Genomic DNA, 12116 nt, shown 5'->3' with positions numbered 1-12116 from the left:
GGGCTGGGGGGACGGACGGGGGGCAGCCGAAGCCCGCCCCGCCCCCCCCCCCCCCCCGGTCTCCCCCCCCCCCCCCCCTCCTCCCTCCCCCCCCCCCCCCCCCCCCCCCCCCCCCGCTACGCGCGTTGACCGCCTGTCTACCGCGGTCCATGACCGTCGTTCCCGTCAGCCAGGACAGACGAGAGGAACGATTCACATGCCTACGCTTCCGCAGAACGGCCAGGTTTGGACGCTGCAGACCCCGCTCGACGGGCCGGGGGGAAAGATCGTCGCTGACCTCCAGGGCAGCAACAGCGGGCGCGGGACCCGCATCCAGTCGTACCACGACAACGGCACCCGGGCTCAGGGCTGGGTCTTCTGGGCCAAGGAGAACGGCACCTGGCTCCTGGAGACCCAGATGACGCACAACACGCACGGCCCCGGCCAGGCGATGGCCATGGACTACAACTACTCCACCGGTCAGACCTGGCTGTACAACGAGCACGGCCAGCCCAACCAGCGCTGGTGCCTGGAAGTCGTGGACAACGACTGGCTGCGGATCAAGAGCGTCCGCACCAACGAGGGCGACGTCTTCCTGACGGCGTCCCAGCAGGAGGGCAGCGCGCTCACGCTGTCCAGGCGCGACGACAACAACCGCGGCCAGCTGTGGCGGCTGGTGCCCGCCCGCGGCTTGGGCGGCGGCAACCCGGGCGGCGGACAGCAGCAGCCGCAGCCGCAGCCCCAGCCCCAGCAGGGCGGCGGGGCCGAGCAGCGCGTCCTCCAGCTCACCAACGAGTACCGGCAGCGCAACGGCCGCAGCACCCTCACCCTGCACCCGGCGCTGAACGCCGTGGCCCTGTCCAGCGCCGCCGAGCAGGCCCGGCGCAACACGCAGGGCCACTTCACGGTGGGCCAGTGGTTCAGCCAGGCCGCCGCGGGCGGCTACCGGGGCGCGGGCAACATGTGGGAGAACGCGGGCGGGGCCCGGGTCGGCGGGAACGACTACTGGCCGACCCCCGAGCGCATCGTCCAGGCGTGGATCGACGAGCCCAGCCACCGGGACAACATGCTCCAGCCGAGCGCCACCCACCTGGGCGTGGGCCGCACGAACAGCGGCGACGGAACGACCTTCTGGTCCCAGATCCTCGCCAGCTGACGTCCGACCCCCACCACCTCACCGCACGTTCATGCAAGCAAGCAGGAGAACTCCGTCATGACAGGAACCGCAGCAGACCTGATCCGCGCCGCCCGCGGCGAGATCGGATACCAGGAAGGCAACGACGGCGGCGACTGGAACAACGTCCAGAAGTACTCACCCGCCGTGCCCGACCTGGAGTGGTCCCAGGGCCAGGCGTGGTGCGCCACGTTCGTGGCCTGGTGCGCCCAGGAGTCGGGCAGCGAATCCCTCTTCCCGGTCTCCGCGTCCTGCGCCGAGGGCGTGTCCTGGTTCGCGAAGCGCGACCGGTTCACCGAGTACCCCGTGATCGGGGGCCAGGTGTTCTTCGGCTCCGGAGGCGGCAGCCACACCGGCATCTGCATCGCCTACACCGGCTCCACGATCACCACCATCGAGGGCAACACCAACGACGGCGGGAGCGCGGAGGGCGACGGCGTCTACCTCAAGACCCGTGACCGCAAGTCGAACCGCATCTACGGCTACGGCATCCCCGACTTCCCCGAGGGCGTCGTGCTGGCCGACCCCGAGTGGGAGGGGCGCCCCGGCGCGGTGTACTTCGGCGAGGAGGCCTCGGAGTCCGACCTGGCCGCCGGCACGACCGCGCCCCCGTCCTCGCACGACACGGCCGGCGAGGACAGCGGGGACGGCGGCGGTGACAGCGGCTACGAGCCCTTCCCCGGCGCCGAGTTCTTCCACCCGGGCCAGGACAGCTCCGTCGTCACCCGCATGGGAGAACGCCTGGTCGCCGAGGGCTGCTCCGCCTACGCCGAGGGCCCCGGCCCGCAGTGGACCGACGCGGACCGCGAATCGTTCCGCAACTGGCAGCACAAGCTCGGCGACAGCGGCTCCGACGCGGACGGCATCCCGGGCCCCCGGCAGTGGGCGGCCCTGAACGTCCCCCGCGGCTGACCACCACCGCCGCTCATGAACGAAGGCCCAGGTCAACGACCTGGGCCTTCGTCGTGCTCCGGACCTGTCCGTGCCACCCCGCGGGCGCCTAGGATCGCGGGCATGGCGCTGATCATGAGTGACGTGGACCGGTTCGAGGCCGCCAGGCCCCGGCTGGAGGCCATCGGCTACCGCCTGCTCGGCTCGTCGAGCGAGGCGGAGGACGCCGTGCAGGAAACGTTCCTGCGCTGGCAGGCGGCCGACGTCGGGCGGATCGAGGTGCCCGAGGCCTGGCTCACGAAGGTCCTCACCAACCTCTGCCTCAACCAGCTGACTTCGGCCCGCGCCCGGCGCGAGACGTACGTGGGGCGCTGGCTCCCCGAGCCGCTGCTCACCGGGGACCCGATGCTCGGCCCGGCCGACACCGCCGAGCAGCGCGAGTCGGTGTCGTACGCCGTCCTCGTCCTGCTGGAGCGCCTGTCGCCGGGCGAGCGGGCGGTGTACGTACTGCGGGAGGCCTTCGACTACCCGCACCGGGAGATCGCCGAGATCCTGGACATCACCGAGGCCGCCAGCCAGCAGGTCTACCACCGCGCCAAGAAGCACGTCGCCGACGGCAAGGCCCGCACCGAGATCGACGAGGCCGCCGCCCAGCGCATCGTCGAGGAGTTCCTGGCCGCGGCCACCAGCGGCCGTACCGAGCCCCTCGTACGCCTGCTCACCCAGGACGCCGTCGCGGTCGGCGACGGCGGCGGCAAGGTCCCGGCCCGCGCGAAGGCGTTCGAGGGCGCGGTCGCGGTCGCCACCTTCATGCGCGGCATGTTCAAGCCCGCCGAGGCCAAGCGGGCCCATGTCGGTGGCGCACCGGACATCTACGCCACGACCGCCAACGGCGGGCCCGCCATCCTCGCGGTCGTGGACGGCCAGGTCGTCGGCGTCATCTGCCTGGAGGTCACCCCGGAGGGCATCGTCGCGATCCGCACCCAGGTCAACCCCGACAAGCTCGTCCGCGCGACCGAGCGGTGGGCCGCCGCGGACCACGGGGAGGGCCCGCTCCACACCCTCTGACATGCCGTGACGCAGGTCACATTCGAATCCTGTCAGGAAACGCGGGGCTGCCCGGTTCAAGGTGCGAAACCCCGCCGGACCACGGCGACCCCGCCCAGACAGGAGCACGGACATGGAGCACCGCATCGTCGTCCTCGGAGCCGGATACACCGGTGCCCTCGCCGCCGGCCGTCTCGCCAAGCGGCTGCGCCCCGAGGACGTCAGCATCACCCTGGTCAACCCCGAGCCCGACTTCGTGGAGCGCGTCCGGCTCCACCAGCTCGCGACCGGCCAGGACCTGGCGCCCCGGCCGTTCGGCGAGATGTTCGCGGGCACGGGCGTGGAGCTGAAGCTCGCGAAGGTCGCCGCCGTGGACGTGGACCGCAAGACGGTGACGGTCACCGCCGCGAACGGCCCCGGGCAGGAGGAACTGGCCTACGACACCCTGGTCTACGCCCTCGGCAGCGGCTGGAACGACGGGGGCGTCCCCGGTACCGCGGAGCACGCCCACGAGGTCTCCAGCCGCCCCGGCGCCCTGCGCCTGCGCGAGCGCCTGGCCGCCCTGGACGCCGGGGCGCCCGTGGTCGTGGTCGGCGGCGGCCTGACCGGCCTGGAGGCCGCGACCGAGATCGCCGAGGCCCGCCCGGACCTCGACGTCGCCCTGGCCGCCCGCGGCGCCCTCGGCGACTGGCTCTCGGCGAAGGGCCGCACCCACCTGCGGAAGGTGGTGGACGGGCTCGGCATCACGGTCCACGAACACACCGCGGTCGACGCCGTGGAAGCGGACCGCATCACGACCGCCGACGGCCGGACCATCCCCGCCGAGGCCACCGTCTGGACCACCGGATTCGCCGTCCACCCGATCGCCGAGGGCACCACCCTGGAGCTCGCCGACCGCGGCCGGATCGCGGTCGACAGCACGATGCGCTCGCTCTCCCACCCGGACGTCTACGCCGTGGGCGACGCAGCCATGGCGATCGGCCCGGGCGGCAAGCCGCTGCGCATGTCCTGCGCCTCGGGCGTCCCCATGGCCTGGCAGGCCGCCGACGCCATCGCCGCCCGGCTCGCCGGCACCAAGGTCCCCCACGTCCCCATCCGCTACTTCCAGCAGTGCATCTCGCTCGGCCGCAAGGAGGGCCTGATCCAGTTCGTCAGCGCCGACGACCAGGCGGGCGACAGCGCCCTGACGGGCCGCGTGGCCGCCCTCTACAAGGAGCTGATCTGCAAGGGCGCGGCCTGGGGCGTCGCCCACCCGACCACGGGCGTTCCGTCCCGGCGCCGCCGCGTCGTACGCCAGGAGACCCCGAGCCGCGCACGGGCCCGGGCCGCGGCCTGACCCCGCCGGGGCACAACGGCCGCCGCGGGGGCGGGTGGTGCGCTGCGCCACGTGACCGCCGATCAGGGCCGCCCCGCCGCCTGCGCCGGCGCGAAGATCCGGTCCAGGTGGTGGTGGAGTACCGCGATGGCCGACTCCGGATCGCGCTGGCCCACGAGGATGCTGGTGCCCAGGGTCGCCGCCATCGCGAGCAGGCTGATCGCCTCCGTACGGGAATCGATCCCGGGACCCGCCAGGCCTGCCGCCCGCGCCTGCTCGATGAGGCCGGCCACGGCGTTCTCTGCGGCGTCGGGGTCGGCGATGAACGGCTGGGCGGCCAGCGCCCCGTCGGTCACGGACAGGATCGAGTAGGAGGTGTAGACGAGGTGGAAGGTGCGGCTCTCCTCGTCGGTCGGGAGGGAGGCCAGCAGCAGCGCCTCGATGGTCGCGCGCGGACCCGGATCAGGACCCGCGGCGGCCAGTCGGGCGCCGACCCGGGCGGTGAAGCGGCCGGTCAGGTGCTGGATCCCGTAGAAGAGGAGCTTCTCCTTGGTCTCGAAGTAGTACTGCACCAGCCGCAACGACACGCCGGCCTCGGCGGCCACGTCACGCATGCCGACGGCGTGCAGCCCGCGCCGTCCGGCGACCCGGATGAGCGCTTCGGCGATCTGGGTGCGCCGTTCCTCGTGGTCCACGCGCTTCGGCATGTGCCGGTGTCTCCGCCCGTCGGTGGTGGGTTCGCGGCCCGGACTCCCCCGGACCCTTTTCATGGTACCGCCGTACCAACATCATGGTACGGTCGTATCACAAAGACCGGATCTTCCCCCGGAGGTGCCCCGTGCCCGAGACCACGACCCGTGCGCGCCGTGACGTCGGCCGCTACGTCAACGACGCACTCCGCGACCGCTACTTCGCCGCCGCGGACGTGCTCCACGCGATGGGGGCACCCGTACGTTCCGAGGCGGACGTCGAGACCAGCTTCGGCACCACCCACGTCTACCGGTACGGCCCCGCGGACCCGGCCGCCGAGGCCCGTACTCCGATCGTCCTGATCCACGGCGCGGGCTACTCCTCCGCCATGTGGTTCCCCAACACCCCCGGGCTCAGCCTCGACCGCCCCGTCTACGCCCTCGACACCCCCGGCGACGCGAACCGCAGCGTCCACCGCGAACCCATGTGGCAGCCCGAGCGCGCCGCCCAGTGGATGGACGAGGCCCTCGACGCCCTCGGCCTCGACCGGGTGCACCTCGTCGGCTCCTCCTACGGCGGCTGGCTCGTGCTCAACCAGGCCCACCGCCGGCCCGAGCGGCTGGCCTCGGTCACCGCCCTCGACCCCGGCGGCCTGGAGAAGGTCGGGCTGCGCTTCTTCGTCTGGATCTTCATCAGCCTGTTCGCCACTTTCGCCCCCAAGGCGCTGCGTCCGCGTCTCGCCGCCTGGCTGGACCAGCCGGTCCTCGCCATCCCCGAGATGCGCGACTGGATCCAGCTCGGCGCCCGCGCGTACCGCGTCCGCCGCCCCGCACCCCTGCCGCTCGCCGAGGACGCGCTGCGGTCCATCCGGACCCCGCTCTACGTCATCATGGGCAAGCACAGCCTGCTCGTACACCCGAAGCGGCAGCTGGAGCGCGTACCGCGCCTCGTGGCCGGGGCCCGCGCCGAGATCATCGCCTCGACGGGCCACGGGCCGCAGATAGACCACCCCGATGTCGTCAACGCCCGGATGCTCGGCTTCATGGAGGACGTCGACTCCCTGGACCCCGCCACGACCGACGCGTAGGGCGGGCTATACAGATGTAGAGTTACGAGGTGTCCGCCCCCTCCCCCGGCCCCGTCCCCGGCGCGGTTCCCGAATCCCGGGACCGCCGCGCGGTGATCGCCGACGCCGCCATCGCCACCGTCGCGGCCGCCGGGCTGCGCGGGCTCACCCATCGCGCGGTCGACGCCGCCGCCGGCCTGCCCGCCGGGAGCACCTCGTACTACTTCCGCACCCGTAGCGCCCTGATCAGCGCCTGCTACCTCCGCCTGGCCGAACTCTCCGTCGCCGACGCCGACCGGTGGGAGGCGACCCACGGCCGCCCGGGCACTCGGGGTGACGGCCGGCCGGACCTGGATTCCGCCGCCGCCGCACTGGCCGCGCTGCTCCACCACTGGCTTACGGCGGCGCGCGACCGCCAGCTCGCGCGCTTCGAACTCACCCTGGAGGCGACGCGCCGCCCGGAACTCCGCGCCGACCTGCGCACCGCCCGGTTCGCCGCACGGGCCAGGGCCGCCGACCTGCTGGCGGTGCTCGGCGCCCCCCGTCCGGCCCGGGCGGCCGAACTGCTCGTCGCCTGGGCCGACGGCCTGCTGTACGACAGGCTCGCCGGCGCCCTGGACGAGACCGCCCCGCCTCCCGACCTCGGAGAACTGACCGCGGTCACACGTCAGATGCTCGTAACGGCGCTCTCGGACCCGCCCCCTAGGGCTTGATGTTCTGGTTCAGGTGGAAGAGGTTGTCCGGGTCGTACGCGCGCTTTACCTCGACCAGGCGGTCGTAGTTCCCCTTGTAGTTGGCCCTGATCCGGCTCTGGTCGTCGCCGGCCATGAAGTTGATGTAGCCGCCCTCCTCCGAGTGCGGGGCGGTGGCCTCGTAGTAGTCGCGGACCCAGGCGGTGTTGGCCTCGTTGTCGGCGGGGTCCGGCCACATGCCGGCGATGACGGTGGCGAAGGAGGCGTCGCGGTAGGCGAAGGCCGTCGACTCCGGTGCGACGCGGTGGCAGGCGCCGTTCACGGGGTAGATGTGGACCGTCGAGTTCACCGCGGGTACGCGCGGCCCGTGCACCAGGTGCGCTTCGATCGCGGCGTCGCTCAGCTCGGTCACGAAGTTGGCCTTCCAGTAGTGCTGGAGACCGGGCGGTACGAGCGCGTCGAAGGCGCTGTTGAGCGCGGGGTACGGCATCTGGCCGACGTGCTCGGCGACCACCGGGGCGAACTCGTGGAACGGCCGGAGCGCCCGCTCCCCCTCCTCCGGCGGCCCTGCCCAGCACGCCACGATCAGGATGAAGGCCTCGCCGTGCCGGTCCTCCGGGATGAACGGGAGCGGCGGGGCGATCTGGAAGGCCGGGAAGCCGCCGAGCTCCTCCGGGGCGTCGGCGATGAAGTCGCGGAAGGAGCGCAGGACGGTGCCGGCGCTGTCCAGTTCGTAGAGGATCGGCCCGCCGTAGATGTCCTTCACGGGACTGAGCCGGAATTCGAACGAGGTCACCGCGCCGAAGTTCCCGCCGCCGCCGCGCAGTGCCCAGAAGAGGTCCTCGTGCTCCTGCTCGCTCGCCACGACCAGCTGCCCGTCCGCGGTCACCACATCGGCCGAGACCAGGTTGTCGCAGCTCAGGCCCAGTCCGCGGCAGAGGTAGCCGATGCCGCCGCCCAGCGTGAGGCCGCCGACACCGGTGGTGGAGATGATCCCGCCGGTCGTCGCGAGACCGAAGGCGTGGGTCGCGGCGTTGAAGTCGCCCCAGGTCGCGCCGCCCTCTGCGCGCGCCGTGCGCCGCGCGGGGTCGACACGGACGCCGCGCATGCCGGACAGGTCGGCCACCACGCCGCCGTCGCAGGTCCCGAAGCCGGGGACGCTGTGCCCGCCGCCGCGGACCGCGAGGTCGAGCCCGTTCTCCCGGGCGAAGTCGACGGCGGCCATGACATCGCCCGCGTTGGCGCAGTGCACGACCGCGGCCGGCCGTCTGTCGATCATGGCGTTGTAGACCTTGCGGGCCTCGTCGTAGGTATCGGCGCCGTCGTCGGGGGTGACGACGCCGCCGCGTACCCGCTCGCGCAACTGGTCGATCGAGAGCTTGCCCATGGCCATCGCTCCTCGCGCACTCCTCGCGCCCCCTTGCGTTATCCACGTTACGCCGATGGGGTGAAGCCTCAACTCGAAACGTTGCCGAGCCGATATCCGTGCGGGCCGAATGGGAAATCGACGCCGCACGCGATGCGTTTATCTGACGTAACGGCCCCGGGTGAAAATTCACCCATTTGATTAACCAGCGCCGTGCTACTGTCGCTCCCAGTTGCAGTTGTGGTTCCCGTTGCGGTTCCCAAATTTTTGCGGGTATATCCCCGAAGGAGATATGACATGGCATCTGGAACCGTGAAGTGGTTCAACTCCGAAAAGGGTTTCGGCTTCATCGAGCAGGACGGTGGCGGCGCCGACGTGTTCGCCCACTACTCGAACATCGCCGCCCAGGGCTTCCGCGAGCTGCAGGAGGGCCAGAAGGTGAACTTCGACGTCGCGCAGGGCCAGAAGGGCCCGACGGCCGAGAACATCGTCCCCGCGAAGTAGCCGCCGCTTCAGCGGCGAGGGCCCGACCGGAACACTCCGGTCGGGCCCTCGCCGCATGTAGCCGTATCCGCCGAAGGACGGCGCCCCACTACGAGAGCCGGGCGCCCATCCCGAACAGCGGGTCCCCGCTGCCGCGCGGCGCCTGGATGAAGGCGTTCACCCGCTTCTGGTCCGAGCGGGACGGCAGCCATACGGTCCGGCCGTTGAGCTTGATCGGCGCCGCCAGGTTCTCCCGCTTGATGGCCTCCAGGCAGGCGGGCACGAGTGCGCGGCTCGCCTGTTCCATCCCGCGTACGAGCGCACCCTCCGCCCTCCCGCTGCCCCGCTGGAGGTACAGCTTCCGCAGGATCGTGATCATGACGCGGACCCCCTCGGGCAGCGAACTGCGCAGTACGTCCGCGTTCCGCTCCGCCGAGTCGAGGAACTCGCCGAACGTACAGCCGGAGAAGGCGTTCGCCGGCAGGTCCTCCTCCCCGAACCGGCCGATGATCGTCTCGAAGAAGCAGTCCTGGAACCGCGGCATGAGGGAGCCGTCGATCTCCCCGTCGAGTACGAGCGTCTCGATGCCGCAGCGGGAGAAGGAGATCCCGGAAAGCTCTCCGAAGTCCTCGTAGAGCTCGATCTGCGGGATGACCACCTCGTCCACGTTGAACGAGGAGCCGACGACGGAGATCCCGCGGGCCAGCGCGATGCGCACGACGTCGGCGGACAGGACGTCCAGGTCATGGCGCTGGGCGAAGGACAGGGCCGTGGAGATCGCCCCCTCGTTGGCCGCCTCGCTGCATTGCAGGGCGGCGACCTCCACGCCCGACTGGAGCAGGGAGCCGCTCCACGACCGGGTCGTGAGCAGGTCCACGGCGAAGGGGTTCATGATGAAGGACGAGACGTCCTTGGCCTGCGCCGCACTGGCCAGGTCCACATCGATGAACTTCCGGGTGCCTTCCTCGAAGTCCGGATCGGATCCGAGCCCGGGCAGCCGGTGCAGGATGGTCCGCTGGTCGTCGCTGGGCTCGCGGCCGCGTACGAACCTGAACCCCTCGGTGATCTCCGAGTACGTGAGCGGCCCCAGACAGCTGGGGCTCTTCCTGGCCACGGACGCGAGGCGCTCGATCGTCAGGCGGATGGTCTGGCCGTCCAGGCCCGTCTCGATCCGCGCCTCGCGCTTGCTGATCTGGTCGAGCAGCCAGTCCCAGCCCTCGGCCGGACTCACGCCCCGTGCGGGTTCGAGGAGGCCGCCGAGGAGTTTCTTGGACGCCAGGTATCCGATGAGCAGCGGACGCTTGGGGATCCAGTCGGGAAGCGCGTACCACCGTTTGTCGTTGAGGTACGTCTCCAACTGCTCGTCGTTGAATTCGGACAGTTCGAGCAGCGTGCACGGCTCGTCGTTGAAAAGGGCGTTGTTCAGCTCGCTCAGGCCGTCGAAATAGCTCCGCCGTCCCACGAGGACGACCGAAGCCCGCTGGGGGGTCTGGTCGTAGAAATTGCGCACCAGCTCCACGGCCTTGCGCCGGGAATGGCGCAGTTCCACGATGTCGCTGCTCCAGCCGGGCGCGGCTATCTCGTCGAAGCCGTCCAGCAGGATGTCGACGTAGCCGGCTCTCCAGGCGGCGATGATCTGGTCCGGGTGGCCGTAGCCCAGGTCTTCGGCGTGCTGGGTCAGGGCCACGCGCGGGCTGCGCTGCCCCCAGAGGTCGCGCAGGTTGAGGTGGACCGGGTGGCGGAGCGTCTTTCCGTCCCGGTGGGCCTGGGAGATCCGCAGGTAGATCTCGCGGAGCGTCATGCTCTTGCCGATGCCGTAGTCACCGACGATGCAGAACCGGCCGCCCGCCCCGATGCGTTCGATGAGCTCGTTGAACGAGGGCGCGGGGGCGAGGTCGGCCCGCTCCCCGATGGGTTCGAACTCCGCGGGGATGTACCGTTCGAGCTTCTCGCTCCTGCCGTCCGGGTGCATGGCGCTGCCGAAGGGCATCTGCTGGCGCCGCTGGTTGTACAAGTACGCATCGAACAGGCGCGACTTGAACCGTTTGAAGGAGATCGCGGTGATGCGGCGGTCGATGGCCTGAAGGGCCTTGGTCTGCTCGGGGGACGGGTCCTCCAGCGTCACGAACCAGCCGCGGGCGGTGCGGCCGTCGCTGCCCGTCCACCGGGAGATGGCCTTGCTCAGCTTCCTCCCGTCGTGCTCGGCCTTGTCCTTGCGGCGCGAAACGGTCACCTCGACGCAGTGGACCACGTCGTGGGTGAAGTAGACGCCGTCGTGCTCGACACCATCGAGGTTGACCGTGCCGTCGTCCCGGGCGCTGGCCCACAGGGCGCGGGCGACGGTTCGGACTTCCTCTTCGAATTCAAGGTGGTCCATCACGCGTTCAAGCGTAGTGACGACCCGGTCACTGTGTGGCGTATTCCTGCTGCTTCACCCCCGCCGGCGCCGGCGGGGGTGAACGCTACTTCGCGGCCAGGGCCTCCAGGGCGGTGTTGAGCTTCAGGACGTTGACGCGGGGCTCGCCCATGAAGCCGAGGGTGCGGCCTTCGGTGCTGTCCTTCACCAGCTTCTGGACCTGGCGCACGTCGAGCTTGTTGCGCTCGGCGACCCGGTGGACCTGGAGCTCGGCGTACTGCGGGGAGATGTTCGGGTCGAGGCCGGAGCCGGAGGAGGTGACGGCGTCTGCGGGGATCTGCGCCTCCTGCGGGGTGTAGCCGGGGACGGTGTTGTCGGCGAGGACCTTCGCCTTCGCCTCCTGTACGGACTTCAGGAGCTCGGGGCTGTCCGCAGCCTTGTTGGAGGCACCGGACGTCAGCAGCTTGTACTGGGTGTTGATGGTGTTCTCGCCGAGCCCGGCGGCCGGTCGGCCCTGGAACCAGCGCAGGTCGTCCCCGTACGACTGGCCGATGAGGGAGGAGCCGACGACCCGGCCCTGGGCGTTCTTGATCTCGGAGCCGTTGGCCTTGTCGTTGAAGGCCGCCTGGGCGATGCCGGTGACGGCGAGGGGGTAGACGACCCCGCAGATCACGGTGAGTACGAGCAGGGCCCGGAGGCCCGCGCCGATCAGGCGCGCGGTGTTGCCCACAGAGTTGTTCATCGCAGATCAGCCGATTCCGGGGATGAGGGAGATGAGGAGGTCGATGAGTTTGATGCCGACGAAGGGGGCGATGAGGCCGCCGAGTCCGTAGAGGCCGAGGTTGCGGCGGAGCATCTTGTCGGCGCTGGTGGGCCGGTACTGGACGCCCTTGAGGGCGAGGGGGACCAGGGCGATGATGATCAGCGCGTTGAAGATGACGGCGGAGAGGATCGCGGAGTTCGGTGAGGCCAGGCCCATGATGTTGAGCTTGTCGAGGCCCGGGTAGACCACGGCGAACATGGCCGGGATGATCGCGAAGTACTTGGCGACGTCGTT

The 12116-nt window shown here is 70.9% G+C and carries 11 protein-coding genes and 1 pseudogene; 7 read left to right on the top strand and 5 right to left on the bottom strand.

The genetic code is table 11. The features are described 5' to 3' along the window. Window positions 1-196 precede the first annotated feature (196 nt). The 4 genes from ACZ7GJ_RS32780 to ACZ7GJ_RS32765 all read left to right on the top strand — a co-directional run bounded on the left by ACZ7GJ_RS32780 (window position 197) and on the right by ACZ7GJ_RS32765 (window position 4427). Window positions 197-1135 carry a CAP domain-containing protein gene (locus ACZ7GJ_RS32780; protein WP_470756828.1) on the top strand — a complete coding sequence of 313 codons (939 nt, stop codon included), beginning with the start codon at window positions 197-199 and terminating at the stop codon, window positions 1133-1135. Between the two features lie 57 nt (window positions 1136-1192). Further along, entirely contained in the window at window positions 1193-2065 is an 873-nt protein-coding gene (locus ACZ7GJ_RS32775; RefSeq protein ID WP_470756826.1) for a peptidoglycan-binding protein, read from the top strand. 102 nt (window positions 2066-2167) lie between these two features. Continuing rightward, window positions 2168-3112 carry an RNA polymerase sigma factor SigJ gene (gene sigJ / locus ACZ7GJ_RS32770; protein WP_470756824.1) on the top strand — a complete coding sequence of 315 codons (945 nt, stop codon included), beginning with the start codon at window positions 2168-2170 and terminating at the stop codon, window positions 3110-3112. 112 nt (window positions 3113-3224) lie between these two features. Next, window positions 3225-4427: an NAD(P)/FAD-dependent oxidoreductase gene (locus ACZ7GJ_RS32765; RefSeq protein ID WP_470756822.1), complete on the top strand. Its 1203-nt coding sequence runs from the start codon at window positions 3225-3227 to the stop codon at window positions 4425-4427. Window positions 4428-4489: 62 nt separating this feature from the next. Here the strand turns inward: ACZ7GJ_RS32765 and ACZ7GJ_RS32760 are convergent, their stop codons facing one another. Beyond that, complete coding sequence (locus tag ACZ7GJ_RS32760; RefSeq protein WP_470756820.1) at window positions 4490-5113, bottom strand: TetR/AcrR family transcriptional regulator; 624 nt, start codon at window positions 5111-5113, stop codon at window positions 4490-4492. Between the two features lie 131 nt (window positions 5114-5244). Between ACZ7GJ_RS32760 and ACZ7GJ_RS32755 the strand changes: the two genes are divergently transcribed. Together ACZ7GJ_RS32755 and ACZ7GJ_RS32750 are read left to right on the top strand one after the other, a co-directional pair. After that, the gene (locus ACZ7GJ_RS32755) at window positions 5245-6183 is read left to right on the top strand and encodes an alpha/beta fold hydrolase (RefSeq protein WP_470756818.1); all 939 of its coding nucleotides are present in this window, start codon (window positions 5245-5247) and stop codon (window positions 6181-6183) included. Between the two features lie 29 nt (window positions 6184-6212). After that, window positions 6213-6875 carry a TetR/AcrR family transcriptional regulator gene (locus tag ACZ7GJ_RS32750; protein WP_470756816.1) on the top strand — a complete coding sequence of 221 codons (663 nt, stop codon included), beginning with the start codon at window positions 6213-6215 and terminating at the stop codon, window positions 6873-6875. Here the strand turns inward: ACZ7GJ_RS32750 and ACZ7GJ_RS32745 are convergent. Continuing rightward, a complete protein-coding gene (locus tag ACZ7GJ_RS32745; RefSeq protein WP_470756814.1) occupies window positions 6865-8241 on the bottom strand; it encodes an FAD-binding oxidoreductase in 1377 nt (458 codons plus the stop codon). The genes ACZ7GJ_RS32750 and ACZ7GJ_RS32745 overlap by 11 nt on opposite strands. A 276-nt stretch (window positions 8242-8517) precedes the next feature. Between ACZ7GJ_RS32745 and ACZ7GJ_RS32740 the strand changes: the two genes are divergently transcribed. Then, entirely contained in the window at window positions 8518-8724 is a 207-nt protein-coding gene (locus ACZ7GJ_RS32740) for a cold-shock protein (RefSeq protein ID WP_470756812.1), read from the top strand. An 88-nt stretch (window positions 8725-8812) separates the two neighbouring features. On the opposite strand, the gene ACZ7GJ_RS32735 is transcribed toward ACZ7GJ_RS32740, so the two are convergent. The 3 genes and pseudogenes from ACZ7GJ_RS32735 to ACZ7GJ_RS32725 form a co-directional block, all read right to left on the bottom strand. After that, a complete protein-coding gene (locus tag ACZ7GJ_RS32735) occupies window positions 8813-11080 on the bottom strand; it encodes an NACHT domain-containing protein (protein WP_470756943.1) in 2268 nt (755 codons plus the stop codon). 85 nt (window positions 11081-11165) lie between these two features. Then, a complete protein-coding gene (kdpC, locus tag ACZ7GJ_RS32730) occupies window positions 11166-11801 on the bottom strand; it encodes a potassium-transporting ATPase subunit KdpC (RefSeq protein WP_470756810.1) in 636 nt (211 codons plus the stop codon). Between the two features lie 6 nt (window positions 11802-11807). Continuing rightward, window positions 11808-12116, bottom strand: a pseudogene (locus ACZ7GJ_RS32725) (potassium-transporting ATPase subunit B); the annotation flags it as partial.

This window comes from Streptomyces sp. NPDC037242, assembly GCF_055604165.1.
The sequence above is the reverse complement of the archived record's forward strand: the minus strand, read 5'-3'. Positions and strand labels throughout refer to the sequence as shown.

Excerpts from the sequence above, each read along its gene's own strand:
- ACZ7GJ_RS32775 (WP_470756826.1), top strand. The coding sequence starts at position 1,193 with ATGACAGGAACCGCAGCAGACCTGATCCGCGCCGCCCGCGGCGAGATC.
- ACZ7GJ_RS32745 (WP_470756814.1), bottom strand. The coding sequence starts at position 8,241 with ATGGGCAAGCTCTCGATCGACCAGTTGCGCGAGCGGGTACGCGGCGGC.
- ACZ7GJ_RS32740 (WP_470756812.1), top strand. The coding sequence starts at position 8,518 with ATGGCATCTGGAACCGTGAAGTGGTTCAACTCCGAAAAGGGTTTCGGC.
- kdpC (WP_470756810.1), bottom strand. The coding sequence starts at position 11,801 with ATGAACAACTCTGTGGGCAACACCGCGCGCCTGATCGGCGCGGGCCTC.
- ACZ7GJ_RS32765 (WP_470756822.1), top strand. The coding sequence starts at position 3,225 with ATGGAGCACCGCATCGTCGTCCTCGGAGCCGGATACACCGGTGCCCTC.
- ACZ7GJ_RS32735 (WP_470756943.1), bottom strand. The coding sequence starts at position 11,080 with ATGGACCACCTTGAATTCGAAGAGGAAGTCCGAACCGTCGCCCGCGCC.
- ACZ7GJ_RS32760 (WP_470756820.1), bottom strand. The coding sequence starts at position 5,113 with ATGCCGAAGCGCGTGGACCACGAGGAACGGCGCACCCAGATCGCCGAA.
- ACZ7GJ_RS32780 (WP_470756828.1), top strand. The coding sequence starts at position 197 with ATGCCTACGCTTCCGCAGAACGGCCAGGTTTGGACGCTGCAGACCCCG.
- sigJ (WP_470756824.1), top strand. The coding sequence starts at position 2,168 with ATGGCGCTGATCATGAGTGACGTGGACCGGTTCGAGGCCGCCAGGCCC.